This window comes from Streptomyces sp. NBC_00654 (assembly GCF_026341775.1).
Taxonomy (GTDB): Bacteria; Actinomycetota; Actinomycetes; order Streptomycetales; family Streptomycetaceae; genus Streptomyces.
Genome location: NZ_JAPEOB010000001.1, coordinates 689166 through 713449, shown reverse-complemented (window position 1 = coordinate 713449; position 24284 = coordinate 689166). Strand labels below are relative to the sequence as shown.

General features: G+C 71.9%; 13 protein-coding genes and 1 tRNA gene. 2 read left to right on the top strand and 12 right to left on the bottom strand.

Annotation, left to right across the window (positions count from 1 at the left end; all coding sequences use genetic code 11):
* Positions 1-181 precede the first annotated feature (181 nt).
* The 3 genes from OHA98_RS03145 to OHA98_RS03135 are packed head-to-tail and all read right to left on the bottom strand — an operon-like array spanning position 182 to position 5540.
* Entirely contained in the window at positions 182-2320 is a 2139-nt protein-coding gene (locus OHA98_RS03145; protein WP_266922561.1) for a PQQ-binding-like beta-propeller repeat protein, read from the bottom strand.
* Positions 2321-2349: 29 nt separating this feature from the next.
* Positions 2350-4593 (bottom strand): PQQ-binding-like beta-propeller repeat protein, encoded by a 2244-nt coding sequence (locus tag OHA98_RS03140; RefSeq protein ID WP_266922560.1) that lies wholly within the window; start codon positions 4591-4593, stop codon positions 2350-2352.
* Positions 4594-4649: 56 nt separating this feature from the next.
* Positions 4650-5540, bottom strand: a complete 891-nt coding sequence (locus OHA98_RS03135) for a hypothetical protein (RefSeq protein ID WP_266922559.1) — start codon at positions 5538-5540, stop codon at positions 4650-4652.
* A 298-nt stretch (positions 5541-5838) separates the two neighbouring features.
* Between OHA98_RS03135 and OHA98_RS03130 the strand changes: the two genes are divergently transcribed.
* Both OHA98_RS03130 and OHA98_RS03125 read left to right on the top strand, forming a co-directional pair.
* Positions 5839-8841, top strand: a complete 3003-nt coding sequence (locus OHA98_RS03130) for a BTAD domain-containing putative transcriptional regulator (protein WP_266922558.1) — start codon at positions 5839-5841, stop codon at positions 8839-8841.
* Positions 8842-9275: 434 nt separating this feature from the next.
* Complete coding sequence (locus OHA98_RS03125; protein ID WP_266922557.1) at positions 9276-10445, top strand: hypothetical protein; 1170 nt, start codon at positions 9276-9278, stop codon at positions 10443-10445.
* 7 nt (positions 10446-10452) lie between these two features.
* Here OHA98_RS03125 and OHA98_RS03120 read toward each other — a convergent pair whose 3' ends face one another.
* The 9 genes from OHA98_RS03120 to OHA98_RS03080 all read right to left on the bottom strand — a co-directional run bounded on the left by OHA98_RS03120 (position 10453) and on the right by OHA98_RS03080 (position 23969).
* Complete coding sequence (locus tag OHA98_RS03120) at positions 10453-10668, bottom strand: hypothetical protein (RefSeq protein WP_266922556.1); 216 nt, start codon at positions 10666-10668, stop codon at positions 10453-10455.
* Between the two features lie 357 nt (positions 10669-11025).
* Positions 11026-11099, bottom strand: a tRNA-Thr gene (locus OHA98_RS03115).
* 119 nt (positions 11100-11218) lie between these two features.
* A complete protein-coding gene (locus OHA98_RS03110; RefSeq protein WP_266922555.1) occupies positions 11219-12748 on the bottom strand; it encodes an alpha/beta hydrolase in 1530 nt (509 codons plus the stop codon).
* Between the two features lie 161 nt (positions 12749-12909).
* Complete coding sequence (locus tag OHA98_RS03105) at positions 12910-14115, bottom strand: DNA polymerase III subunit delta' (protein WP_266922554.1); 1206 nt, start codon at positions 14113-14115, stop codon at positions 12910-12912.
* Positions 14116-14235: 120 nt separating this feature from the next.
* A complete protein-coding gene (gene tmk, locus OHA98_RS03100; protein WP_266922553.1) occupies positions 14236-17505 on the bottom strand; it encodes a dTMP kinase in 3270 nt (1089 codons plus the stop codon).
* Between the two features lie 287 nt (positions 17506-17792).
* Positions 17793-20702 carry a type I DNA topoisomerase gene (gene topA / locus OHA98_RS03095; protein ID WP_266922552.1) on the bottom strand — a complete coding sequence of 970 codons (2910 nt, stop codon included), beginning with the start codon at positions 20700-20702 and terminating at the stop codon, positions 17793-17795.
* 281 nt (positions 20703-20983) lie between these two features.
* Entirely contained in the window at positions 20984-21181 is a 198-nt protein-coding gene (locus tag OHA98_RS03090; RefSeq protein WP_266922551.1) for a hypothetical protein, read from the bottom strand.
* 555 nt (positions 21182-21736) lie between these two features.
* A complete protein-coding gene (locus OHA98_RS03085) occupies positions 21737-23263 on the bottom strand; it encodes a methyltransferase (RefSeq protein ID WP_266922550.1) in 1527 nt (508 codons plus the stop codon).
* An 85-nt stretch (positions 23264-23348) separates the two neighbouring features.
* Positions 23349-23969: a small secreted protein gene (locus OHA98_RS03080; protein ID WP_266922549.1), complete on the bottom strand. Its 621-nt coding sequence runs from the start codon at positions 23967-23969 to the stop codon at positions 23349-23351.
* Between the last annotated feature and the right edge of the window lie 315 nt (positions 23970-24284).

The window sequence follows — 24284 nt, the reverse complement described above, 5'->3', positions numbered from 1 at the left end:
CGATAAAATCGCTGGCGTCCCCGCGTGATCGCGGCGCGGCCTCGCCGGTCACGGATTCGGAGTGCAGTCGGTACCGAATCTCCCGGGTTGGCTCGTCGCGCTCCACAGGAGTGAGGGAACCTGTGCGCTGATGGAATCGCTCAAGGGAGGGCGATTCAGGCATTCCCTGAGGCGGGTTCGCCTATGCCTTGGGCACCGAGAAGCGGAAGAGCTTGCCGGACCATGTGGCGTACAGGTGGTCGCCGACGGCGTGCGTCGACCAGGAGCCGGAGCCGCCGGTGGCCTGATAGTGCCAGACCTGCTTGCCGGTGTCGGCGTCGAAGGCGTACAGGCCCTTCTTGCCCGCGGCGAGGAAGAGTCCGCGCAGGGTGCCCAGGAACTCGAGGTCAGCCAGGCCTGACCCTGCTGTCCAGCGTCTCGCGCCGGTCTTGGCGTCGATCCCGTGCAGGATCTTCTTGTCCAGGTAGCAGACGGTCGCGCCGGCGCGTGCGTAGCCGCGGTTGCCGTCGGCGGCGGTCTGCACTGTCCACAGGGTCTTGCCCGACGCCGGGTCGAAGGCGACGAGCAAGCCGCGGGTCGAGCCGTTGAAGTTGGTGCTCGGGTAGCAGAACAGGGTTCCCTCGATCAGGCTCATGGACCCTGTGAGGCCCAGGATCTCGCTGTTCGTCGGCGGGAGTTCGGTGGATCTGCTCCAGAGCGTCTCGCCGTCGTCGGGGTCGAGGGCGAGCAGCTTCATGTCGGCGTCGATGCCGTAGAGCACCTTGCTCGTGTCCGGTGGGTACAGGGTGACGAGATCCTTCGCCCATACGCGTTTACCCGTGTCCGGGTCGAGGGCCATGTATCCGTTGAGTGTCGCGGCCGGGTTCGTCTTCGATGCGCTGCCCCAGGCGAGCAGCGCGCCTGCCGGGGTGGCGCCGAGGACCATGCTTACGTCTTCCTCGTCGGTCGAGGTCCACCGCACCTCGCCGCTCGCCGCCTCCAGGGCCTGGATACGCCCGTCGCTCATGGTCACCACCAACTCGCCGTCCGAGAAGTCCAGCTCGGGCGCGCTGTCCCCGGCCGGGGACGCGTCCCACACCTCCTCGCCGGACCGGCCGTCGAACGCGTGCACCTTGCCGTCGGTACGTACCGTGTAGACGCGCTTGTCGTCGGTGAGGGCGTCGGTGTTCTGGCCGCCGAGGTCCTTCCACAGGAGCTTGCCGGTGTCCCGGTCGAAGCAGGCGCCGGAGGCCAGTCGGGTGCACAGCAGCGTGGACCGGGTGACCGCGCGCAGGGACATGTCGGGCTGCGGAAGCTCATTGGTCCAGTCCAGTTCGGGGGTGGCGACCGTGTCCTTGCTGTCCTCGCCCCGTGAGTGCAGGAAACAGCCGGTGCCCCCGGCCGCCGCGGTAACGGCGAGCACCGCGCCGCCGGTCAACAACCGGCGGCGGCTGAGCAGCGGGGCGCGTACCACGTCCCGCAGGGTGCGCTCGTCCTCGGTCACCTGCAGTTCGACCGCGCCGAGCCAGCCGGCGGTGGTCTCCGGGCGCAGCCGGGCCTGCAGGTGCTCGACGGTGGGGCGCCGGGCGGGGTCCTTGTCGAGGCAGGCGGCGACGATGCCGAGCAGGCCGTGCGGGACGCCGTTCAGTTGCGGCTCCTCGTAGGCGGCCCGGTAGAGCAGGGCGTGGGCCGCACCGGTGCCGAAGGGCGGGATGCCGGTGGCGGCGAAGGCGAGCACGGCGCCGAAGGCGAACACATCGCTGGCGGACGTGAGTTCACCCCCTCTCGACTGCTCGGGCGACATGAAGCCGGGCGAGCCGGCGACCTGGCCCTCGGCGGTGAGCACGGTTCCGTCTACGGCCCGGCTGATGCCGAAGTCGATGACTCTGGGGCCGTCGAGGGTGAGCAGGATGTTGGACGGCTTGAGGTCGCGGTGGATGAGCCCGGCGCGATGGATCGCGGCCAGCGCCTCGGCCAGGCCGCCGCCGAGCACGCGCAGGGTGGACTCGGGCATGGGCCCGTGGGCGTCCAGGGCGTCGGCGAGGGAGGGGCCGGGGATGTACGCGGTGGCCAGCCAGGGCTGGGGCCCCTCGGGGTCGGCGTCGACGACCGGCGCGGTGAAGGCGCCGGAGACCGCGCGGGCAGCGTCCACCTCGGCCTTGAAGCGGCGGCGGAAATCGGGGTCGGCGGCCAGTTCGGGACGTACGACCTTGACGGCCACCGCACGGCCACTGCGCGATGCGGCGAGGTGGACGAGGCCCATGCCGCCCGCGCCGAGTTCCCGGATCACCCGGTAGGGGCCGATGTACGAGGCGGGTGAGGCGGCTTGCGGGGGGCGCACGGACGGCATCGGCGGGGACGGCGGCATGGTCACGGGGTGTCGCTCCGGAAGGCGTAGAGGGTGGTCTCGGATGCGGCGAAGAGGGTGCTGCCGGAGGCCTGCAGCAGCCAGTCGCTCTTGCCCCCGGCTCTGCTCCCGGAGGGCTGGTGCGCCCAGAGCGGCTTGCCGTCAATGGCGCGCAGGACGACGAACCCCGGGACGTCGCCGGTGGCGAACGTGGCGATGGCCACCACGGACGCGGAGACGGTGGGCCCCTGGTCGTATGCACCGCCGGTGGTCGTCAGATCCACCGGGCTCGCGGTGTGCCACACCTGCTCACCGCTCTGCATGTCCAGGGCGAACACGGTGCCCGGACCGTCGTAGACATAGGCCCGCTCACCGCGGACCCTGGCCGGGCTGATGGTGGTCGTCTCGTTGACGGCGGTCCACAGTCTCTCGCCATCGGCGGCGCGGAAGGCCTGCACCTTGGTACTGGTGACGAGCAGGGTCTTGCCGTCGGTGGACAGGTGCGGATAGGCGCCGGGCTCGATGACGTCCCGGACCTGCCACCGCTCGGTGCCCGAGCGCATGCCGAGTCCGCGGAGCGTGCCGTTGTCCTGCAGGAAGCAGAGGCTTCCGTCGGCGTAGGCCTGGAAGTCGCTGCCTTTGACCGTGCGCGACCACAGCACCTCGCCCGAGTCGATATCGACCGCGAGCACGCCATAACCGTCGTCGCCACTGGTGCCGACGACGGCGACCGAACCGGCGACGGACAGAACGCTCTCGACGGAGTCGGCGGACCGGGTGCCGGCGCCCTGCTGGGTGACCGCGTGGGTGAACTTCTGCTTGCCCGTGGCGTCGATACCGAAGAGATAGCCGCGCTCGCCGCCCCAGGCCTCGGCGTACAGCATCGATCCGTGCACGCCCAGCCACTTCGGATCCCCCGAGACGTCGGAGGGTGCGCGCAGCGAACCCGTCCAGCGTTCCTCCCCGGTCGCGGCGTCATAGGCGTACGCGCTGCCCTGATCCCAGTGCACCAACGTGTCGCCGAGGAGCCGCAGTTGTCCGCTCTCCAGCTTCTTCAGCGGAGCCGACCACTGCGGCTTCGGGCCGGCCGGAACCTTGGGCTCGGGCAGGCCGGTGGTGCCCGCACTGCCGCCGGCCCGGTCCGGGGTCCTGCCGGGCTTCGAACGCCACCCGGCCAGCGTCGCGGCGCCTGCGCCCGCTGCGACGGTGGTACCGGCCGCGGCGATCCACAGGAACCTGCGGCGACTCGGGACGGCGGTGGCGAGCGGGTCGACGGGCGGCGCGAGGGACGTCATGGGCATGGGCGGTGCGGCCACCAGAACGGCGGCGTGCGCCTTCCGCCGCGCCAGATCCTCCCGCAGACCCTCGGTGAGCAGCGCGGCAGGGTCGGCTGCCCCCAGCGCGGCCAGCACCGACGCGGCGGGCGGCCTGCGGGCGGGATCCTTGTCCAGGCAAAAACCGATCAGCGGGATCAACGCCTGTGACACGCCGGCCAGTTGGGGCTGCTGGTGGACGGCCCGGTAGAGGATCTCGGCCGTCCCTCCGGCGCCGAAGGGGCCCCGCCCGGTGGCCGCGAAGACCAGGACGCAGCCCAGGGAGAAGACGTCGGCCGCCGGTCCGGCCTCGCGGCTCGACACGATCTGCTCGGGCGCCATGAACCCGGGCGTCCCCATCACGGCGCCCGTCCGGGTCAACTGAGTGCCGTCCACCGCCCTGCTGATGCCGAAGTCGATGACGCGGGGCCCGTCTTCGGCGACGAGTACGTTGCCGGGCTTGAGGTCGCGGTGGACGATGCCGGTGTCATGGATGGCCAGCAGCGCCTCCGCGAGGCCGGCGCCCAGCGCCCGCAGGGCAGGCTCGGGCAGCACACCGAAGGTGCGTACGACATCGTGCAGCGACGGCGCGGGGACGTAGGCCGTGGCCAGCCAGGGCTGTGGGGCATCGGCGTCCGCGTCGAGCACCGGCGGGGTGAAGAACCCGCTCACCCGGCGGGCGGATTCGGCCTCGCGCCGGAAACGCCCGCGGAAGCTCGGCGCGTCGGCGTACTCGGGCCGGATGACCTTCAGGGCGACCAGGCGCGATCCCGGTGACCTGGCCAGGAACACCCTGCCCATGCCGCCCTCGCCGAGGAGTTGGAAGACCTCGTAGGGGCCGATCCGGGCAGGGCTCTGCTGCTGAGAGACCTGGCCGGGCGGCCGCGGGACGGCGGTGACCGGCCGGGTCGCCGCGGCCGGCGGCTGCGGCACTGTGGTGTGCGCAGGCTGCACGGCCGTGGGGTCGCTGCCTCCGTATGGGGGTGTGTGCACGTCGTTGCCGCGGGCGGTCAGCTCAGCGAGCCCAGCACATCACGGGCGGCGGTGACGGCGGCGTCCTCGGCCCGCTTCTGGGTGATGTCGGAGGTATCCCGGCTGTAGGTGAAGTTTATGGTCAGCGAGGCGTTGCCCTCACGGACGATCACCTCAGCCTGTGCCAGCGACCCGTCCATGGTGTCGACGGTGTCGACGACGAAGGCCTCCTCGCCGAGCCCGCTGACCGACCGGGATTCCTGCACCTTGCGCATGCCCCCGAGGTCCTTGAGAGCGGTCCTCTTGTTTATGTCGTACGTGCTCTTGGCCGTCGTGCCGACCATGAGGTTCACATCCAGGCCCTGATAGGCGCCGCCGTAGCCGGGGTGCTCCCACCTCGGCATCCTGGTGATCATCGAGGCCAGATCCTTGTCGTCCATCAAGCCGGGCGTGCACTCGCCTCCGGGCGCGATCTTCTCGATGGTGGACGCCTTGATCAGCTCGCACCCCTTGGGCACCTTGGTGAACGCCTTGCCCGACGGCGCCTCCGGCTTGGCGGCGTCTCCCGGGGAGCCGGAGGGCTTGCCCGACGCGGTGCCCTTGTCGTCGCCCCCCGACGTGGCGATGACCACGCCGACGATCACGGCCACGGCGAGCGCCGCAACGCCACCGATCAGCCGGATGCGCGAACGGCCGCCGCGCGGGCCCGGGCTGCCCGGACCGCCCGCCGGAACCGGCTGCGACCAGGCCGAGGGCCCACCCGGCGCCTGCGGCGGGACGGGCGGCGGCGCCTGACCCGGCATCGGGGGCGGCGCCTGGCCGGGTCCCTGCGCCGCGGGTCCCCAGGCCGGCGTGCCCTGCCCGAGCGGCTGGGTGGGACGGCTCTCGCCGAAGCCCTGCCGGGGGTCCACCTGCGGGGTCTCACTCACGGAGCAGCTCGCTTTCGTGCGGTTTATGCCATCGGGACCGGCAGGAACCCGTCCCATGGGGCCAGGCCGGAGCGACGGTCGGGACCGGGACCCGGCACAACGTCCCGAACCCTCTCGCGAGACACTGCAATTCCGATGAAATTCCGATGAAACAGAGGACTCGGCGGCGGCAGACGACTCGGCTGCAGCAGAGCAACGGGGAACTACGGGGACCATGGGGGACTGCGGCGTGGGCACGAACACAGCGGACACAGTCGGCTCAGGCGCGGGCGCGTGGGATCCGGCGGATGCGACCGGCATGACGGCCGCGACAGACACAGCAGGTACGACGGGTGCGGAGGATGCGGCGGATCGGCTGCGCCTCGACCTGCTCGGCCCGGTCGGAGCCCACCGCGGCGAGGCGCCCCTCGACCTGGGGCCCGTGCGACGTCAGGCGGTGCTGGCCGCGCTGATCCTGCGCGCGGAGACGCTCGTCACCCACCAGCAACTGCTGGACGACGTATGGGGACTCGAGCCCCCGGGAACGGGCCGCCGGGTCCTGCCCAGCTACGTCTACCCCCTACGCAAGGCACTGGACGCGCCCGGCACCGGCCCCGCCGCATCCGCGATCCGCGGCGAGCGCGGCGGCTACCGCTTCGCACCCGGCCACGCCCGCACGGACATCGGCGAGTTGGCCGGACAGGCCGCCGCGGCCCGCAGGGCGAAGGCCGCGGGCGACCTCACCACCGCTCTCGACGGCTGTACGCGGGCACTGAACCTGTTCCGCGGGGAGCCGTTGGCCGGCCTGCCCGGGCCGTTCGCCGACGCCGAGCGGCAGCGACTTGCCCGGCAGCGGCGCACCCTCCATCAGGAGCAGGCGGAGTGCCTGGTCCTCCTGGGCCGGTACACGGAGGCTCTGGACGAGCTCCTGGCCGCGCCCACGGCGCAGCCGCACGACGAGCCGCTCGCCGCCCTGCGCATACGCGCGCTGTACGGCAGCGGCCGGCAGACCGAGGCACTCGCCGCCTACCAGGAGACCCGGGACCGGCTCCGCGGCGAGCTGGGGGTGGAGCCCGGCGAGGAACTGCGCCGGGTACACCAAGGCGTACTGCGCCGGGACGACCTGATGCTGCTCGGCCGGGCACCGCTGCCCCGCACCGCAGGATCCGACGCAGCACAAGCACCGGCCCCTTCACCGCCATCCGCACCCACACGGGCATCGGCACCCGAGCGTCCCCTGCCCCCGCCACGACCTCGCCGCAACGAACTCCCCGGCGACACTGCCTGGCTCGTCGGCCGGGAGACAGAACTCGCCCTGCTCACCGCACCCGTGCCCCCCGACTCCGTCTCCGTGGCCGCCGTCGACGGCACGGCGGGCGTCGGCAAGACCGCGCTGGTGGTCCGCGCCGCCTGGACGCTGCACGCCCAGTACCCGGACGGCTGCCTGTTCGTGGACCTGCACGCGCACGGCGTCCCCCACGAGAGCCTGCGCCCGCAGCGCGCACTGCACCGGCTACTCCGTGCCGTCCACGGCGCCGACGGCGAACGGGCGGACGAACTGGACGAGTTGGTCACCGCCTGGCGCGCGGCCACCAGCTCCCTGAGGCTGCTGCTGGTCGTGGACGACGCCCGCAGCGCGGAACAGGTGCGCCCGCTGCTGCCCGCGGGCCCGGGCAGCCGAGTGCTGGTGGCCGGCCGCCAGCGGCTGCCCGGCCTCGACGCCGACCGGCGGCTCACCGTGGAGCCGCTGGGCACGGGCGAGGCTGTCACGCTGCTCACGCATCTGCTGGGCGAGGCGCGCGCCGAACAGGAACCGGAGGCCGCGCGGGAACTCGCACGCCGCTGCGGCGGTCTGCCGCTGGCGCTGCGGATCACCGGGGCCCGGCTGCAGAACCGTCCGTCCTGGACACTGGCCCACCTGGTCGGCCGGATGTCGGACGACGAACGCCGCCTGGGCGAGCTCCGGGCCGAGGACCGCAGCGTGGAAGCCGCCTTCCGGATGTCCTACGACCAGCTCACCCCCGAACTGCAGCGCGTCTTCCGGGCGTTGGGCCAGTCCCCCACCGCCGAGTTCGACGGGCTCACCCCCGCCGTCATGCTGGGCCGCTCGCTCCAGGACACCGAGGACCTCCTGGAGCGCCTGGTCGACGCGAGCCTGCTGCAGCAGCCGCGGCTCAGCCGCTACCGGCTGCACGATCTCGTACGCGACCACACGCGCCGCCTGGCCGCCGCCGTTCCCGAGGAGTCCGCCGCGGACCGCGCCGCCGTGCTGCACCTCTACACAGCCGCCGGCCGCATCGCCAGCGACTGGGGCCCCGAGGGCTTCCCGACCGGACCGGACGTCTCCCACTCCCCCTTCTCGAACTGGCAGGACGCCGACGCATGGCTGGACGCCGCGGGCGGCCAACTGCTCGACGTGATCGCCTACGCGGCCGCCACCGGGCAGCACGACCACGTCTGCTGGATCGCCGAATCCCTGGTCGACCCGCTGGTCCGTCAGGGCCGCTACCACGAGTGCCGCTCGGCCCTGGAGCTCGCACTGCCCAGCGCGGACGTGGCCGACGACCGGCGGATGCCCTCCGCCCTGCGCAATTGCATGGCCATCGCGGACCTCTATCAGGGGCGCTTCCAGCAGGCCCACGCCTGGTGCACCGACGCGCTGCGCCTCGCCCGCCACCAGGGCGACCTGCGCGAACAGGCCCGGGCAACCGCCGGGTTGGGCGCTGCGGAGCGTGCTCTGGGCCGCATCCCGGAGGCGGTCGCCCACCTGAGCGAGGCCATGGAGCTGGCGGCCCGGCTCGACGACGACTGGCTGGCCGGGATGTCGAGCTGCAACCTCGGCGCCCTCCACGACCAGCAGGGACGGCACAAGGAAGCACTCACGTACTACGCCGCCTCCCTCGCCTTCGCCGAGAAGATCGGCCACCCCAGAATGATCAGCAAGACCCTGTGCTTCATCGCCGAGGCCCACCTGGCACTCGGCCGGCACACGAAGGTCAAAGACGTGGCGAGACGCGCAGCGGACCTGGCCCAGGAGGTCGGCGACCTGCAACTGCGCGCGACGAGCCTGTCCCTGCTCGGCGCCGCGGAACACGGCGACGGAGACCTGCCGTTGGCCATCACCCTCCAGCAAGAGGCCCTGGCCACGCTCACCGAGCACACCAGCAGGCCCCTGGAGATGGAGGTCCGCCGCCGGCTCGGACACACCTACTCGGCAGCGGGCCACCAGGCCGAGGCCGAGCAGCAGTTCCACATCGCCCTGTCCTTGGCCGGGGCGGAGGAGCTGGGACGGCCGCCCTCCCCGGTGGCGCACCATCCGTGACGGCACGAGAAGCGGATCTGCACGAAACCCGAGCAACCCGGCGGGACTCGGATGCCTGATCTCGCCGGTTCTGGCTCGCGCACCTTCCGACGGCGCAGTACTCCTGGACTACCCTCGCACCCAGTGCCGCACGCTCAGGGTCCGAGAGCGGAGCGAGGTCGACTGCGGTCGACGTCCGGTCGGACAGCGTCTGTTCACAGGCCGGCCCGCGGCGGTATGCGCTCGCTCCGCGGCACCAGCGCCTGCGCGGGCAGTCCGACCGGTACGGGGAGGCCGAACAGCTCGGTGAAGGACGCCGGAGCGTTCCCCGGTCGACCTCCCGCACCAGGTACCCGTATGTGTCCGAGTTCTCCGCCAGGTCCCCGTTGCACAGGGGGATCAAACCCAGGTCGCCGTCACATGAGCCGCAGCGCACGGCGGTAGGCTGCACGGCCGTGAGCGAGTACCAGTACTACGAGTTCCAGGCCATCGACCGGCCGTTGACCCAGGATGAGCTCGAGCAGGTGCGGGCCCTGTCGAGCCGGGCCAGGATCAGCGCGACGCACTTCGTCAACGAGTACCACTACGGCAACTTCCGCGGCGATGAGCGCAAACTGGTGGAGCAGTTGTACGACGCTCACCTGTACTTCGCCAACTGGGGCTCGCGGCGCCTGATGCTGCGCCTGCCCACCACGCTGCTGCCCGCCCGCAGCGCCGAACCGTACTGCGTGGAAGACGCCTTGACCTGCTGGACCAGGAACGGGCACCTGCTGCTCGACTTCGCCTGCTCGGCCGAGGACGGCGGCGAATGGGACTTCGAGACACCCTTCACCCTCGCCTCGTTCACCACCCTGCGTACCGAACTCGCCGCGGGCGACCTGCGCCCCCTCTATCTGGCCTGGCTTTCCGCGCTCACCCGCTGGGAGTTGGAGGAGGACGTCGACGAGGACGAGTACACCTCCACCATCGAGCCGCCCGTACCCGCAGGCCTTGCCCAACTCACCGGTCCGCAGCAGGCCTTGGCGGACTTCCTGCACATCGACCCGCACCTGCTCACCGCTGCTGCCCACGCCGGCGGTGCCGCCCCTTCCCAGGCAATCGACAAGGACGCACTCGCCGCCTGGATCCGCGCCCTGCCGCAACATGAGAAGGATGACCTGCTGCTGGACGCCGCCCTGGACGCCGCCCCACAACCGGGCCCCGCACTGCTGGCCCGCCACCGCGCCGCGTCCCACGGCCAAGCCGAACCGTCCACCGCCACCCGGCGCCGCTCAGCCGCAGAACTCCTCGACGCCGCCCACGAGGTGCGCAGCGAGCACACCCGGCAGCGGGAACAGGCCCACGCCCAGGCCCGCCGGGCCGAACAGCTGACCCGCGAGCGCCACCTGGACCACCTGGCCGAGAACGCCGAGCAAGCCTGGCAGGACATCGCCAACCTGATCGGGCAGAAACAGCCCCGCCCCTACGACACCGCCGTCACCCTCCTGAAGGATCTCCGCGAGGTCCACGACCGGGCGGACACCCCCGAGGAGTTCGCCCGACGCCTGCACGACCTGCGCGAGCAGCACCGTGCCAAGTCCTCGCTGATGCGACGCTTCACCGACGCCGACCTGACAACCCGCTGAGGCGCGCTCAGATGTGGTCGCGTGGGCCCTCGACCAGGAGGCGGAGGGTGGCGGGAGCGGCCGGGCGGCTGGTGGCGGACAGGGAGATCGGGGCGTCGATGGACCGTTCCGGCTCCAGGTAGCCGAGTTCGCGGCCGGCGCGCCAGAACCTCCACAGCAGCCGCTCGGTGTCCTTCCCCTCCATCGCGGTGCCGTCGCCGTGCGTGAAGCCCGCAGCAAGCACCGGCCGCTCGTGCCCTGCGCGTCCGGGACCAATGGCGTCCGCAGGACAAGATCAGACCCTGCCGCGCAGCCTGACCGGCGGAGCTGCTGTGCTGGTGGCGTCCTGCGGGAGCATCCCGACTGCGCCCAGCACTTCAGCGGCCTGGCCGACGATCAATACGCCGACACGCAACCAGCGCCTCGCAGCGCAGGCGGGCACCGATGCACCAGAAGGCTGGAAAGCCTTTCACTACAGAGGCCATACCTTCGACCTACGCATTGCGATGCGCAGACCGCACGGGTCCGTTTGGCCTGAATTCCAAGGTCATCAAAACGAAAAACCCCAGGCCACGGTTGAGTGAGTCCTGGGGTTCATCCGAGCCGCCTTCGGGATTCGAACCCGAGACCTACGCATTACGAGTGCGTTGCTCTGGCCAACTGAGCTAAGGCGGCACGCCCTGTCGCACTATGGTGCGATCAGCAGCGACGCCAAGTCTACACAGTTTCCGGGGGTGCTCCGTACCGGGCACCCCCAAGGGCATATGCGCAGGTCAGGCTGTGAGTGGGTGGGGTCAGGCGCACTTCTTGCCGTCGGTGGGCGGGGTGCCCTCCAGGAGGTACGTGTTGATCGCCGTGTCGATGCAGTCGCTGCCCCGGCCGTACGCCGTGTGTCCGTCGCCCCGGTAGGTGAGGAGGGTGCCGGAGGAGAGCTGGTCCGCGAGCGACTGCGCCCATGCGTAGGGGGTGGCCGGGTCGCGGGTGGTGCCGACCACCACGATCGGGGCCGCGCCCTTCGCCTCGGTGCGGTGGGGGGTTCCCGTGGCCTCCGCCGGCCAGTAGGCGCAGTTCAGGGAGGCCCAGGCGAAGCCGCGGCCGAAGACCGGGGAGGCCTTCTCGAAGTCGGGGAGCGCCTTCTTCACCGCGTCGGGGCCGTCGAAGGCGGGCGGCAGGTCGAGGCAGTTCACGGCGGCGTTGGCGTACATCAGGTTGGCGTACGTGCCGTTCGGCTCGCGCTCGTAGTAGCTGTCGGCGAGGGCGAGGAGTCCGGCTCCCTCACCGCGCTGGGCATCCGCGAGGGCCTCGCGGAGCTGGGGCCAGGCCGCCTCGTCGTACATGGCGGCGATCACGCCGGTGGTGGCCAGGGACTCGCCCAGTTCACGGGTCTCCCCGGTGGGGACGGGCTCGGCGTCCAGGTCCGTGAAGAGCTTCTTCAGCGCGGTGGCGGCGTCCGCGGTGGACGTGGTGCCCAGCGGGCAGTCCGTCTTCTTGACGCAGTCGGCCGCGAAGGACTGGAAGGCCCCCTCGAAACCGGCCGTCTGGTCCCGGTTCATGTCGATGGCCCTGAGGGACGGGTCCATCGCCCCGTCCAGGACCAGGCGCCCCGCGCGGCCGGGGAACAGGTCCGCGTAGGTCGCGCCCAGGAAGGTGCCGTACGAAGCGCCGACATAGTGCAGCTTCTCGTCGCCGAGCAGGGCGCGCAGGACGTCCATGTCCCGGGCCGTCCCGACCGTGGAGACATGCGGAAGGATCGTGCCCGCGCGCTTCTCGCAGCCGTCCGCGAACTTCTCGAAGGCGCCGCTGAGCTCGGTGACCTCACCGTCGTCGTCGGGCGTCTGGTCGACCTGGGTGAAGGCGTCCATCTCCTTGCCGGTGAGGCATTCGACGGGCTCGCTGCGGGCCACTCCGCGCGGGTCGATGGCCACCATGTCGTACCGGGCGCGCACCGGGGCGGGATAGCCGATCCCCGCGTACCCCTGGAGATAGCCGATCGCCGAGCCGCCGGGGCCGCCGGGGTTCACCAGGAGGGAACCGATCCGCTTGCCCGGACCGGTGGCCTTCTTGCGGGAGACCGCCAGCTTGATGTCCCCGTCGTCCGGCCGGTCGTAGTCCAGCGGCGCCTTCATCGTCGTGCACTCGAAGCCCTCGACACCGCAGTCGCGCCAGCTCAGCTGTTGCGCGTAGTACGACGTGAGGCCCTTGGGGACCTCGGTGCCGGTGGCCGACGCGCTGGAGGTCGAACTGCCGCTGCTACAGCCTGAGACAAGCAGGCCGGCAGTGCCGAGACCGGTGGCGAGGGTACGGAGCAGGCGGCTGGTGTTCATCCTGGGAGCGTAGTCGCCGGGTGACGACTCGTCCGATTCCCTGCGCAAACGGGTGAACGGAGACGAAGGGCCCGGCGCTGTCCGCCCGATGTGCTCCGGTCCCCCGCGCCCGAGCAGCGCCCCGCGCCGGAGCGGCACAGGGCCAAGTGCCGGAGCGGACCTCAGCCCGCCCGCAGCGACATCGTCATCGCCTCCACCGCCAGCAGCGGCGCCACATTGCGGTCCAGCGCCTTGCGGCAGGCGATCACCGCCTCGATCCTGCGCAGGGTGTGCGCCGGGGCCGACGACTCCGCGATCCGGTCGAGGCTGTCCCGTACATCGACATTGGCGATGGCGATCTGCGAGCCGAGCTGGAGCGCCAGCACATCGCGGTAGAAGCCGGTGAGCTCGGTGAGCGCCAGATCGAGGCTGTCGCGCTGCGTACGCGTCTTGCGGCGCTTCTGCTTGTCCTCCAGCTCCTTCATCGCCCCCGAGGTGCCGCGCGGCATCCGGCCCCCGGCGACCGCGCCGAGCGCCTGCTTCATGTCCTCGGTCTCCTTGCCGTCGACCTCCTCCGCCATCTGCTTGGCGTCGTCGGTGGCCGTGTCGATCAGCTCCTGGGCCGCCTTGAGGCAGCCGCCGACATCGGCCACCCGGAGCGGCACCTTGAGCACGGCGGCGCGCCGGGCGCGGGCCCGCTCGTCCGTGGCCAGGCGGCGCGCCCGGCCGATGTGGCCCTGGGTGGCGCGGGCCGCGGCATGGGCCCGCTCCGGGTCGATGCCGTCCCGCCGGATCAGCACGTCGGCGACGGCCTCGACCGGCGGCGTCCGCAGGGTGAGGTGGCGGCAGCGGGACCGGATCGTGGGCAGTACGTCCTCCAGGGAGGGCGCGCAGAGCATCCAGACCGTGCGGGGCGCGGGCTCCTCGACCGCCTTCAGCAGCACGTTGCCCGCCCCCTCGGTGAGGCGGTCGGCGTCCTCCAGGACGATGACCTGCCAACGGCCCACGGCCGGGGAGAGCTGGGCCCGGCGGACCAGCTCCCGGGTCTCCTTCACACCGATGGAGAGCAGGTCCGTACGGATCACTTCGACGTCGGCGTGCGTACCGATCAGGCTGGTGTGGCAGCCGTCGCAGAAACCGCAGCCCGGCGCCGCGCCCATGGACCGGTCCGGGCTGGTGCACTGGAGGGCGGCGGCGAAGGCGCGGGCGGCGGTGGACCGCCCGGAGCCCGGCGGTCCGGTGAACAGCCAGGCGTGCGTCATCTTCGAGCCCGTGGGCACGGGCTCACCCGCGGAGTGGGCGGTGACCAGCGCATCGGCGTCCCTGGCGGCGGCACCGAGCTGTTCCTGCACTCGGTCCTGTCCGACCAGGTCGTCCCATACGGTCATGGGTCACCGCCCTTCCGGTGGTGTCGTGCGGTGGTGCCGTGCGGTGGCATCGTGCGGCGGGCCGGGTGTCCCGTCCGTTCCCATTGTGGGGGAACGGTCCGACAGTCCGGCCCGCCCGCGTCAGCCGCGCGGCCTGCGGCCCCGGCGCGAGTCGCCCGGGTCCTCGTCGTGCCCGCCGAGCAGTTCGTCGGCGAGCGTGGGCAGATCGTCCAGCGGGGTCTCCTCGGCCCAGTCCGGGCGGGGACGGCTGCGCCGCGCCTGTCCCCGCTGGCCGTGGGCGGCCCGGGGGTCCTGCTGGTCGTCGCTGATCTGCGGCAGTTCGCGGGTGCGCTCGTTCTCGCTCTCCGCCGCGGACGGGGCCGGACGCTCGTCCCGGAAGATGCCCGGCGGCACCCGGTCGGCGGGACCCTCCCCGCGTACGGGCGGGAGGACGGCGGTCTCCTCCGCGTCGTACACCGGCCGGTGGCCGGAGCGGCCCGCCCCCGGGTCGGTGACCCGGGGCAGCATCGCCGTCTCGTCGCTGTCCGAGGACGAGCGATCGGAACGGGTGCGGTCGGACGGGGCGTGGTCGGACGGGGTGCGGTCCGTCGGCTCCGCCTTCGGAACCGGCTGCGTCACCTCGTTCGGGTTCACGATCGGCGTCGGCACCGTGAGCTCGTTGTCCGGCACGGACGGAGCTGCGGCCGACTCTCCACGAGAATCCGCCTCCCTGCGCGAAGCGGCATCGGCCCGCGAAGCGGCCTCGGCCCGCGCGGCCTCCGCGCGCTCCGCCTCCAACCGTTCGGCCTCCGCACGCGCGGCCTCCGTACGGGCCGCCGCGGCGGCCTCCGCCAGGCGTCGCGCCTCCTCGGCCCGCAGCAGCGCCTCCTCCGCCTTGCGCTGCTTCTCCAGGCGCCGCTCCTCCGCCTCCTTGCGCAGCCGGGCCTCTTCCTCGGCCTGCTTGCGCAGGCGTTCCTGCTCGGCCTCGCGCGCCTTCTCCTCGGCTTCGAGCCGGAGGCGCTCCTCCTCCGCGCGGCGGCGGGCCTCCTCGGCGCGCTGCCTGGCCTCCTCCGCCTGACGCTCGGCCTCGCGCTGCCTGGCCTCTTCCAGCTCGCGGCGCTTGCGCTCCTCCTCCTCGGCACGGAGCTTGGCGAGCTGTTCCTGGCGCTCGCGCTCCAGCCGCTCCTCCTCCGCCTTGCGGGCCGCTTCCTCCTCGGCCTTGCGCCGGGCCTCTTCCTCGGCCTCGCGGCGCGCCTTGGCCTGCGCCTCGATCTCGGCCGCGGAGAGCGGAAGGAGCTGGTCGAGCCGGTGGCGTACGACGGTGGTGATCGCTTCCGGCTCCTGGCCGGCGTCCACCACCAGATAGCGGGTCGGGTCGGCCGCCGCAAGGGTGAGGAAGCCGGAACGCACCCGGGCGTGGAACTCCGGCGGCTCGGACTCCAGCCGGTCCGGGGCCTCGGTGAAACGCTCCCGCGCGGTCTCCGGGTCGACGTCCAGCAGCACCGTCAGATGCGGTACGAGGCCACCCGTCGCCCACCGCGAGATGCGGGCGATCTCGGTCGGGGCCAGGTCGCGGCCCGCGCCCTGATAGGCGACGGACGAGTCGATGTAGCGGTCGGACAGGACGATCGCGCCGCGTTCCAGAGCCGGACGGACGACGGAGTCGACGTGCTCGGCGCGGTCGGCCGCGTACAGCAGTGCCTCGGCCCGGTTGGAGAGCCCGGCGGAGGACACGTCGAGCAGGATCGACCGCAGGCGCTTGCCGACCGGGGTGGCCCCCGGCTCACGCGTCACGACGACCTCGTGGCCCTTGGCCCGGATCCACTGGGCGAGCGCCTCGACCTGGGTGGACTTGCCGGCCCCGTCGCCGCCCTCCAGGGCGAGGAAGAAACCGGTGGCCGAGGGCGCGACCGCCGGGTCGCCGCCGCGCAGCGCCTCCCGCAGATCACGGCGCAGCGGCACGCCGGCCCGGTCGTCCGTCCTGGCGAGGACGATCGCGGCGACGGGCAGCAGCAGCGCGCCGGTCAGCATCAGGACGAAGGCCGCTCCGCCGTGGGCGAAGACGAAGTCGCCGGAGACCAGGCGGTGCCGGCCGATGGCGGCGGCGAGCAGCGGGCCCCCGGCCGCGCCGAGGGCGACGAGCACCCGGACGACGGCCTGGAGGTGCTCGGTGGTCCTGGCCTGCCGGAACTCCTCGGTCTCCTGGTCCAGGAGCGCGTGCCCGGTGCGCGCGGCGACTCCGGCCGTGTAACCGGCGAGCAGCGCGATCATCAGCCCGGTCGCCGTGTCGGGCACCAGGCCGAGCGCGAGGAGCGCGATGCCGGTGGCGGCGGTGGCCAGCGCCAGCAGCCTGCGCCGCGACAGGGCGGGCAGCACCTTCTGCGCGGTACGGATGCCGAGGCCGGTGCCTCCGGTCAGCGCGAGGATCAGCAGCGCGAACGTGGCGGGGCCACCGCCCAGGTCGGCGGCGTGCAGCACGGAGACGGCGGCCGCGGCGGCGATCGCCCCGGCGACGGCGGCGCAGGCACCGACGATCAGCGGGGCGGTCCCGGTGCGGCCCTTGTCGGGGCCGCTGCCGGTGGTGGGCCGGCGCAGGCCCTCCAGCGGGGAGCGCGGGCGGGGAGTGGGGGTGGCGGGCAGTTCGAGGAAGTACAGGGTGGAAATGGAGGCCGAGAAGAGCCCGGCCGCGACGTACGAGGCGAGGGCCGCCTGGTGGAAGGAGAACCATTCGAGGCCGGAGCCGAGCAGGTTGCCGATGAGCGTGGCGACCAGCAGGACCACCGCGGCGGCGGGTACGGCCAGGAAGTTCGTCCGCAGGGAGAGCCTGCGCAGCGCGTCGAGGCGGTCGGGCAGCGGACGTACGGCGGCGCCTTCGAGGGGCGGGGCGGGCAGCAGTGCGGGGGCGGCGCTCTCCTTGGCCACCGTCCACAGGCGCTCGGCGACACCGGTCACGAAGACGGTGATCAGGATCATCATGAGCGCCTTGTCGGGCGTCCAGTCGATCCACAGCGGGGCGACGACCAGCAGCGCGAGCCGCAGCCCGTCCGCCCCGATCATCAGCCAGCGCCGGTCCACCGGCCCGCCGGGTCCCGTGAGCGTCGTCAACGGCCCCAGGAGTACGGCTCCGAAGAGCAAGGTGGAAATAATCCGGGCACCGAACACCGCCGCGACGGCGAACGCCGCCCCTCGGTATCCGGCTCCGAATGAGCCCTCCAGTACCGCCGCTTGCAGCGACAACAGCACAAGCACGAGAAGGGCGAGTGCATCGCCGATACTGCCGACGAGCTGGGCGCTCCACAACCGCTTCAGCGGGGGAATACGCAACAGGGCTCGTACGGCGCGCTCGCGTGAGTCTGCGGCAAGTGTGTCGGAGGTGGGGCTCACGACCGTTGGCTGCTCGGCTCGCGTCATCCGCCCAGCCTATCGGCAGCGGCGCGGTCGCTGTCGGCCCGTCCGAACATATGGCCGCCGGCACCGGGCGGCGACCGGCCCCAAAGCCGGACCCGCCCCCCTCCCCCTGCCCCCGCCCCGGATCCGGACCGGACCCGGCCCCGACCCGCGACACCGCCGGGGTACGGGCTTCGGCGGACACAGCACCGCCCGGCACCTGGAGAGGCGCCGGGCGGTGCTGGAACGCTGTACGCGGTGCGAGGAGCGCCGGGTCCCGGTCCTCCGAGGCGGAGGCCGACGAACGGGTCTCAGTCCTCCGAGGCCGCAGCGGACGAGGAGGAAGCGGACGAAGAGGCGGACGCGGTCTTCTTCGCAGCCGTCTTCTTGGCCGTGGCCTTCTTCGCCGGGGTGGCCTTCTTCGCCGTCGTCGTCTTCTTCGCGGCGGTCTTCTTCGCGGCGGTCTTGGTCGCCGTGGTCTTGGCGGCGGTCTTCTTGGCCGTCGCCTTCTTCGCCGGGGCCTTCTTCGCCGTCTTCTTCTTGGCGGGTCCCTTGGCACGCTTCTCAGCGAGCAGCTCGTAACCGCGCTCCGGCGTGATGGCCTCGACGCTGTCGTCGGTCCGCAGCGTCGCGTTGGTCTCGCCATCGGTGACGTACGCGCCGAAGCGGCCGTCCTTCACGACGACAGGAGCCCCGCTCACCGGGTCCGTACCCAGCTCCTTGAGCGGCGGCTTGGCCGCGGCCCGGCCGCGCTGCTTGGGCTGGGCGTAGATCGCGAGGGCCTCGTCGAGCGTGATGTCGAAGAGCTGGTCCTCCGAGGTCAGCGAACGCGAGTCCGTGCCCTTCTTCAGATACGGGCCGTAGCGGCCGTTCTGCGCGGTGATCTCGACACCGTCGGCGTCCTCACCGACGACACGCGGCAGCGACATCAGCTTGAGCGCGTCGGCCAGCGTCACCGTGTCCAGGGACATGGACTTGAAGAGCGAGGCGGTCCGCGGCTTCACCGCGTTCTTCCCGGTCTTCGGCGTGCCCTCGGGCAGCACCTCGGTGACGTACGGGCCGTAGCGCCCGTCCTTGGCGATGATCTGGTTCCCGCTGACCGGGTCCGCGCCGAGCTCGAAGTCACCGCTGGGCTTGGCCAGCAGCTCCTCCGCGAGGTCCACGGTCAGCTCGTCGGGCGCCAGGTCCTCGGGCACGTCGGCGCGCTGGTGGCCCTCGGAGTCCTTCTCGCCGCGCTCGATGTACGGGCCGTACCGGCCGACGCGGAGCTTGATGTCGTTGCCGACGGGGAACGAGGAGATCTCCCGGGCATCGATGGCGCCGAGGTCGGTGACCAGTTCCTTCAGGCCGCCGAGGTGGTCGCCGTCGCCGTTGCCCGCGTCGGAGGCCGCACCGGCACCGGCCGTGTCGTCACCGGAGCCCGCGCCGAAGTAGAAGCGCTTCAGCCACGGCACGGACTGCGCCTCGCCCCGCGCGATGCGGTCGAGGTCGTCCTCCATACGGGCGGTGAAGTCGTAGTCGACGAGCCGGCCGAAGTGCTTCTCCAGCAGGTTGACCACGGCGAAGGAGAGGAAGGACGGGACGAGTGCCGTGCCCTTCTTGAAGACGTAGCCGCGGTCGAGGATCGTCCCGATGATCGAGGCGTACGTCGACGGGCGGCCGATCTCGCGCTCTTCGAGCTCCTTGACCAGGGAGGCCTCGGTGTAGCGGGCCGGGGGTTTGGTGGCGTGACCGTCGACCGAGATCTCCTCGGCGGACAGCGCGTCGCCCTCGGCGACCTGCGGCAGGCGCCGCTCACGGTCGTCGAGCTCGGCGTTCGGGTCGTCGGCGCCTTCCACGTACGCCTTCATGAAGCCGTGGAAGGTGATCGTCTTGCCGGACGCGGAGAACTCGGCGTCCCGGCCGTCGCTCGCCCGGCCGCCGATCTTGACGGTGACGGAGTTGCCGACCGCGTCCTTCATCTGGGAGGCGACGGTCCGCTTCCAGATCAGCTCGTAGAGCCGGAACTGGTCGCCGCTGAGCCCGGTCTCGGCAGGCGTACGGAAGCGGTCGCCGGAGGGGCGGATCGCCTCGTGCGCCTCCTGGGCGTTCTTGACCTTGCCGGCGTACGTACGCGGCTTGTCGGGCAGATAGCTCGCCCCGTACAGCTGCGTGACCTGCGCGCGGGCGGCGGAGACCGCCGTGTCCGAGAGGGTCGTGGAGTCGGTACGCATGTAGGTGATGAAGCCGTTCTCGTACAGCTTCTGCGCGACCTGCATGGTGGCCTTGGCCCCGAAGCCCAGCTTGCGGCTCGCCTCCTGCTGGAGGGTCGTCGTACGGAACGGGGCGTACGGGGAGCGGCGGTACGGCTTCGACTCGACGGACCGGACCGAGAACGAGGAGTCGGCGAGCGCGGCGGCCAGGGCGCGGGCGTTCGTCTCGTCCAGGTGCAGTGTCTGGCCGGAGGAGGCCTTCAGCTGTCCGTCCGGACCGAAGTCGCGGCCCTGGGCGATCCGGCGGCCGTCCACCGCGCTGAGGCGGGCGGTGAGGGTCGACGGGTCGGAGGCGTCACCGGCGCGGCCGGTGGCGAAGGTGCCCGTGAGGTCCCAGTACTCGGCGGAGCGGAAGGCGATGCGCTCGCGCTCCCGCTCGACGACGAGGCGGGTGGCGACGGACTGGACGCGGCCCGCCGAGAGCCTCGGCATGACCTTCTTCCACAGGACCGGCGAGACCTCGTAGCCGTAGAGGCGGTCGAGGATACGGCGGGTCTCCTGGGCGTCGACCATGCGCTGGTTCAGCTCGCGCGGGTTGGCGACGGCGGCCCGGATCGCGTCCTTGGTGATCTCGTGGAAGACCATCCGGTGGACGGGGACCTTGGGCTTGAGAACTTCTTGCAGGTGCCACGCGATGGCTTCGCCCTCGCGGTCCTCATCGGTGGCGAGGAAAAGTTCGTCGGACTCGGCCAGAAGCTGCTTGAGCTTCCTGACCTGGGCCTTCTTGTCCGCGTTGACGACATAGACGGGCTGGAAGTCGTTCTCGACGTCCACGCCGAGACGGCGTACCTCACCGGTGTACTCGTCCGGCACCTCGGCGGCGCCGTTCGGCAGGTCGCGGATGTGCCCGACGCTCGCCTCGACGACGTATCCGGGGCCGAGATAGCCCTTGATCGTCTTCGCCTTGGCAGGCGACTCGACGATGACGAGTCGGCGGCCGCCCTGTGCGGTCTCGCTGGTCGGGGACAACTTCGCTCTTCTCTCCGGTCGACACTCGGTGGGCATCCGGGCGGCGCCGTGACGCTGCCCGCGGTGCTGTCGCTGCGGAGTGTGACGGTACAACCCGCCCCCGTGTCAAACGGCAAAAGCCCGCAACGGCCACTCGAACGGTAACCCGACTTCCGCCATTCCTGCCGCCCGGACTGCCCGGCCCGTGCTGTCCCGGCCCGCCGCCCGCGGATTTCGGGGAGCGGTGGCGACGCCTGTGGAGAGCCGGGCCGCCCGGTGCGCGGCCCGGCCGGGAGGGAGGATCAGACGAGCGTGAAGCACCAGACGCCGAGGGCGAGGAAAACCACGCCGAAGAGTGTGGCAAGCGTGGTGGAAGCGACCGGACTCACACCGTGGGCCACCGGCGCGCGGTGAATGGCACGCGCACCCGTCCAGACCAAAAGGGCGGCGCCGAAGAGTGCGAAGGCCGCACCGGCGAAGACTGCTGAGACGCTCTCCATGTCGTACCCCTCGACCCGTCGTGAACCCTCGTGCCGCACACGTTCGGCTCGTCGCCGCCCGGCAGAGGGGAGGCTGCCACGCCCGGATATCCCCGACACGAACCCCGGGTGAACAGCACTCCCCCGGCGGCACCGCGGCAGGCCACCGCCCACGGGACCGGAATCCCTGGAACGAGTCGGAGCGAGTCGGAGCGAGTCAACGGCGCGGGCGAAGGCGCTGATGAGAAGGGTCGCCGAGTACGCGGGTCAGGGCCCGGCCGATCCGGAGCGGAGCGCAGCGCGGGGACGGCACGGGGCAGCACCGGAGCAGCACGGGGCAGGGTGGGGACTGCACGGGGCGGGGTCACAGGGGCGGGGTGGGGTGCGGGAGGAGGAGGGACACTCCTGTCCCAGTCGTCTGGCCCTCCCGCCCGGCCCGTCCGGGGCTGTCCGATCCCTCCGGGCAAGGCTGCCCGATCCCTCCGGACCGGGCTGTCCGGCCTCGCGTCCGGCAGCCGGGCTATCCGTTCTCCCGTCCGGCAGCCGGGCTATCCGTTCTCCCGTCCGGCGGCCGGGCTATCCGTTCTCCCGTCCGGCTGCGGGCACCGGCTCCAGGAAGCCCTCCTCGACCAGCAGCCGGATCGCCTGCGGGGTGCGGTCGCGCAGCAGCACCGGGTCCTCGGACATCAGCTGGGCGATGGCGTCCAGGATCCGGCCGGCGGGCAGCGAACCGTCGCACACGCCCGCGAACCCCGCGGCCACCGCGTCGACCTTCGTGGCCCGCATCATCCCCCGGTGCTGGCGCAGCACCACGTGCTCGGGGTCCTCCGCGCCGGGCAGGCCGACCTGCTCCTGCACGACCTCGGCCGACAGGGTGAAGTGCCCGGCCAGGAGGGCCGCGTCGTCCTGCTCCCGGAGGTAGTCCTGGCGGGCGAAGTGGTCCAGAATCACCGGTCCGAGCGGCTGCTCGACCGCGTGCGGCCATTCCTCGACCACGACCGACGGATTCCCGGACGCCGCCTCGGCGGACTTGCGCAGGGTGATCCAGCCGAAGCCGACGGCCTTCGTCCCGAGGGCCTCGAACTCGTCCAGCCAGGCCTCGTAACGGGCGGCGTACTCGGCGGGGTCCGTGCGGTGGTCGCCGCTGTCGCGCAGCCACAGCTCCGCGTACTGCGTGATGTCCTGCACCTCACGCTGCACGATCCAGGCGTCACAGCCGCGCGGCACCCAGGAACGCAGCCGGTCCTGCCACTCCTGGCCCTCCACATGCTGCCAGTTGGCCAGGAACTGGGCGTATCCCCCCTCGTTCAGCCGGTCGCCGGACTGCTGTACCAGGGTCCGGCACAGGTCGTCGCCGCCCATGCCCCCGTCCCGGTAGGTGAGACGGGCTCCGGGCGAGATGACGAACGGGGGATTGGAGACGATCAGGTCGAACGTCTCGGCGCCGACCGGCTCGAACAGCGAGCCCTCACGCAGATCCGCGGGGGCGCTGCCGGACAGTGCGAGGGTGAGCCGGGTGAAGTCCAGGGCGCGCGGATTGAGGTCGGTGGCGGTGACCCGTGTGGCGTGCTGGTCGGCGTGCAGCGCCTGGATGCCGGAGCCCGTACCGAGGTCGAGTGCGGAGGTGACGGGCTTGCGGACGGTGATCCCGGCGAGTGTGGTGGACGCTCCTCCGACACCGAGGACGACCCCCTCCTCGCGCGAGCCGATGCCGCCCGCACCGCCGACCGCGCAGCCGAGATCGGAGACGATGAACCAGTCCTGGCCCTCGGGACCGCTGTACGGCCGGATGTCGACGTGCGCCGTGACCAGGCCGTCCTGGTGACTCACCCAGCCGTCCTCGACGCACTGCTCCAGAGGGAGCGCGGCGCGGGCCCGCTCGTACGGAACGGGGTGCTGAAGAAGAAAGAGCCGCACCAGCGTGTCGAGCGGCGTTTCGCCCCGGGTGGCCCGCAGAGCGGGGACCGTCTCGCTGCGGGCCAGCGCGGCGTAGGCGGGCGCACCGAGCAGTTCGAGGAGCCCGTCAGCGGTGAAGGCCGCCGCGAGCAGGGCCTCGCGGAGGCTGGGGATACGGTCGGACGAGGGAAGGCTGGTCGTACTCACCCGCCCATTGTGTCCGCTCCCACTGACAACGGCAGCGGCCCGGCCACCCGCGCGGGATGTCCGGGCCTCGCCGCGCGGGCTGCGGCTACGACTTGTCGTCCGCCGAGGCGGAGGGCGACGCGGGTGCGGACGCCGAGGGCGCGGCGGCCGGCGGGGCCGACGCCGTCGGCTTCTGGCAGCCCTTCTGCTTGGCCATCGCGGTGCCGACCTCGCCGGACTGAAGCTTCTTCAGCGCCTGGTCGCCACTGGTGCTGATCTTGTTGAGCTCGTCGGCGATGCCCTTGAGACCGTCGGCGAACTTCGCCTGGTCCTCCGTGTCGAGGGCGTCGACCTTCGTCTTCAGACCGGCGTAGGCCACGGAGGAGGCGTTGAGCTCCTTCACGGCCTCCTTCTGCGTGGTCTCGCCGTCGTCGACCGGCGGCGGGCCCGCCGAGTCCACGGCCGCTCCCAGCGCCTTGTACGCCTGCGAGATCTGCTGGAAGGCGGCCGAGTCGGTCTTCTGGACGTCCGCGGGCTTGCTGTTGTCCGCGGTCTGCTGCTGGATGGCCGCGTTGGCGTTCGCGATCTTCTGCAACTGGGGCTGCACCTGGTCGCAGACCGTCTTGGCCCAGTCGTTCACCTTGTCGTCGCTGTCGTCGCTGCAGCCCGACAGCGTCAGTACGAGTACCGCACCGCCGGACAGTGCGGCTGCAAGCTTCTTGTTCACCGGATTGGTCCCTTCCAAGGCTCTCGGCCCCGGAACTTACACGCCAAGTGGGCGACATCCGGGTGCCGGGCATCCGATGTACGTGCTTTTGAAGCCATTTGCACCAAGGGAAATGAGGGAGATACAACTCACCTACGTGCTCGGGCACTCGTACGAAAGCCCATCCGATCGGGCGATCTTTCCGCCCCGGTCGAGCACACTCCGGACGGATCATCAGACCCGGTGTCCGGACGGGATGTCAGCGACGCGACAGGAGCGTCGGGCACCGCGGTTGGAGCGCCGGGCACCACGGCCGGACGGAGCGCCGGGCACCAC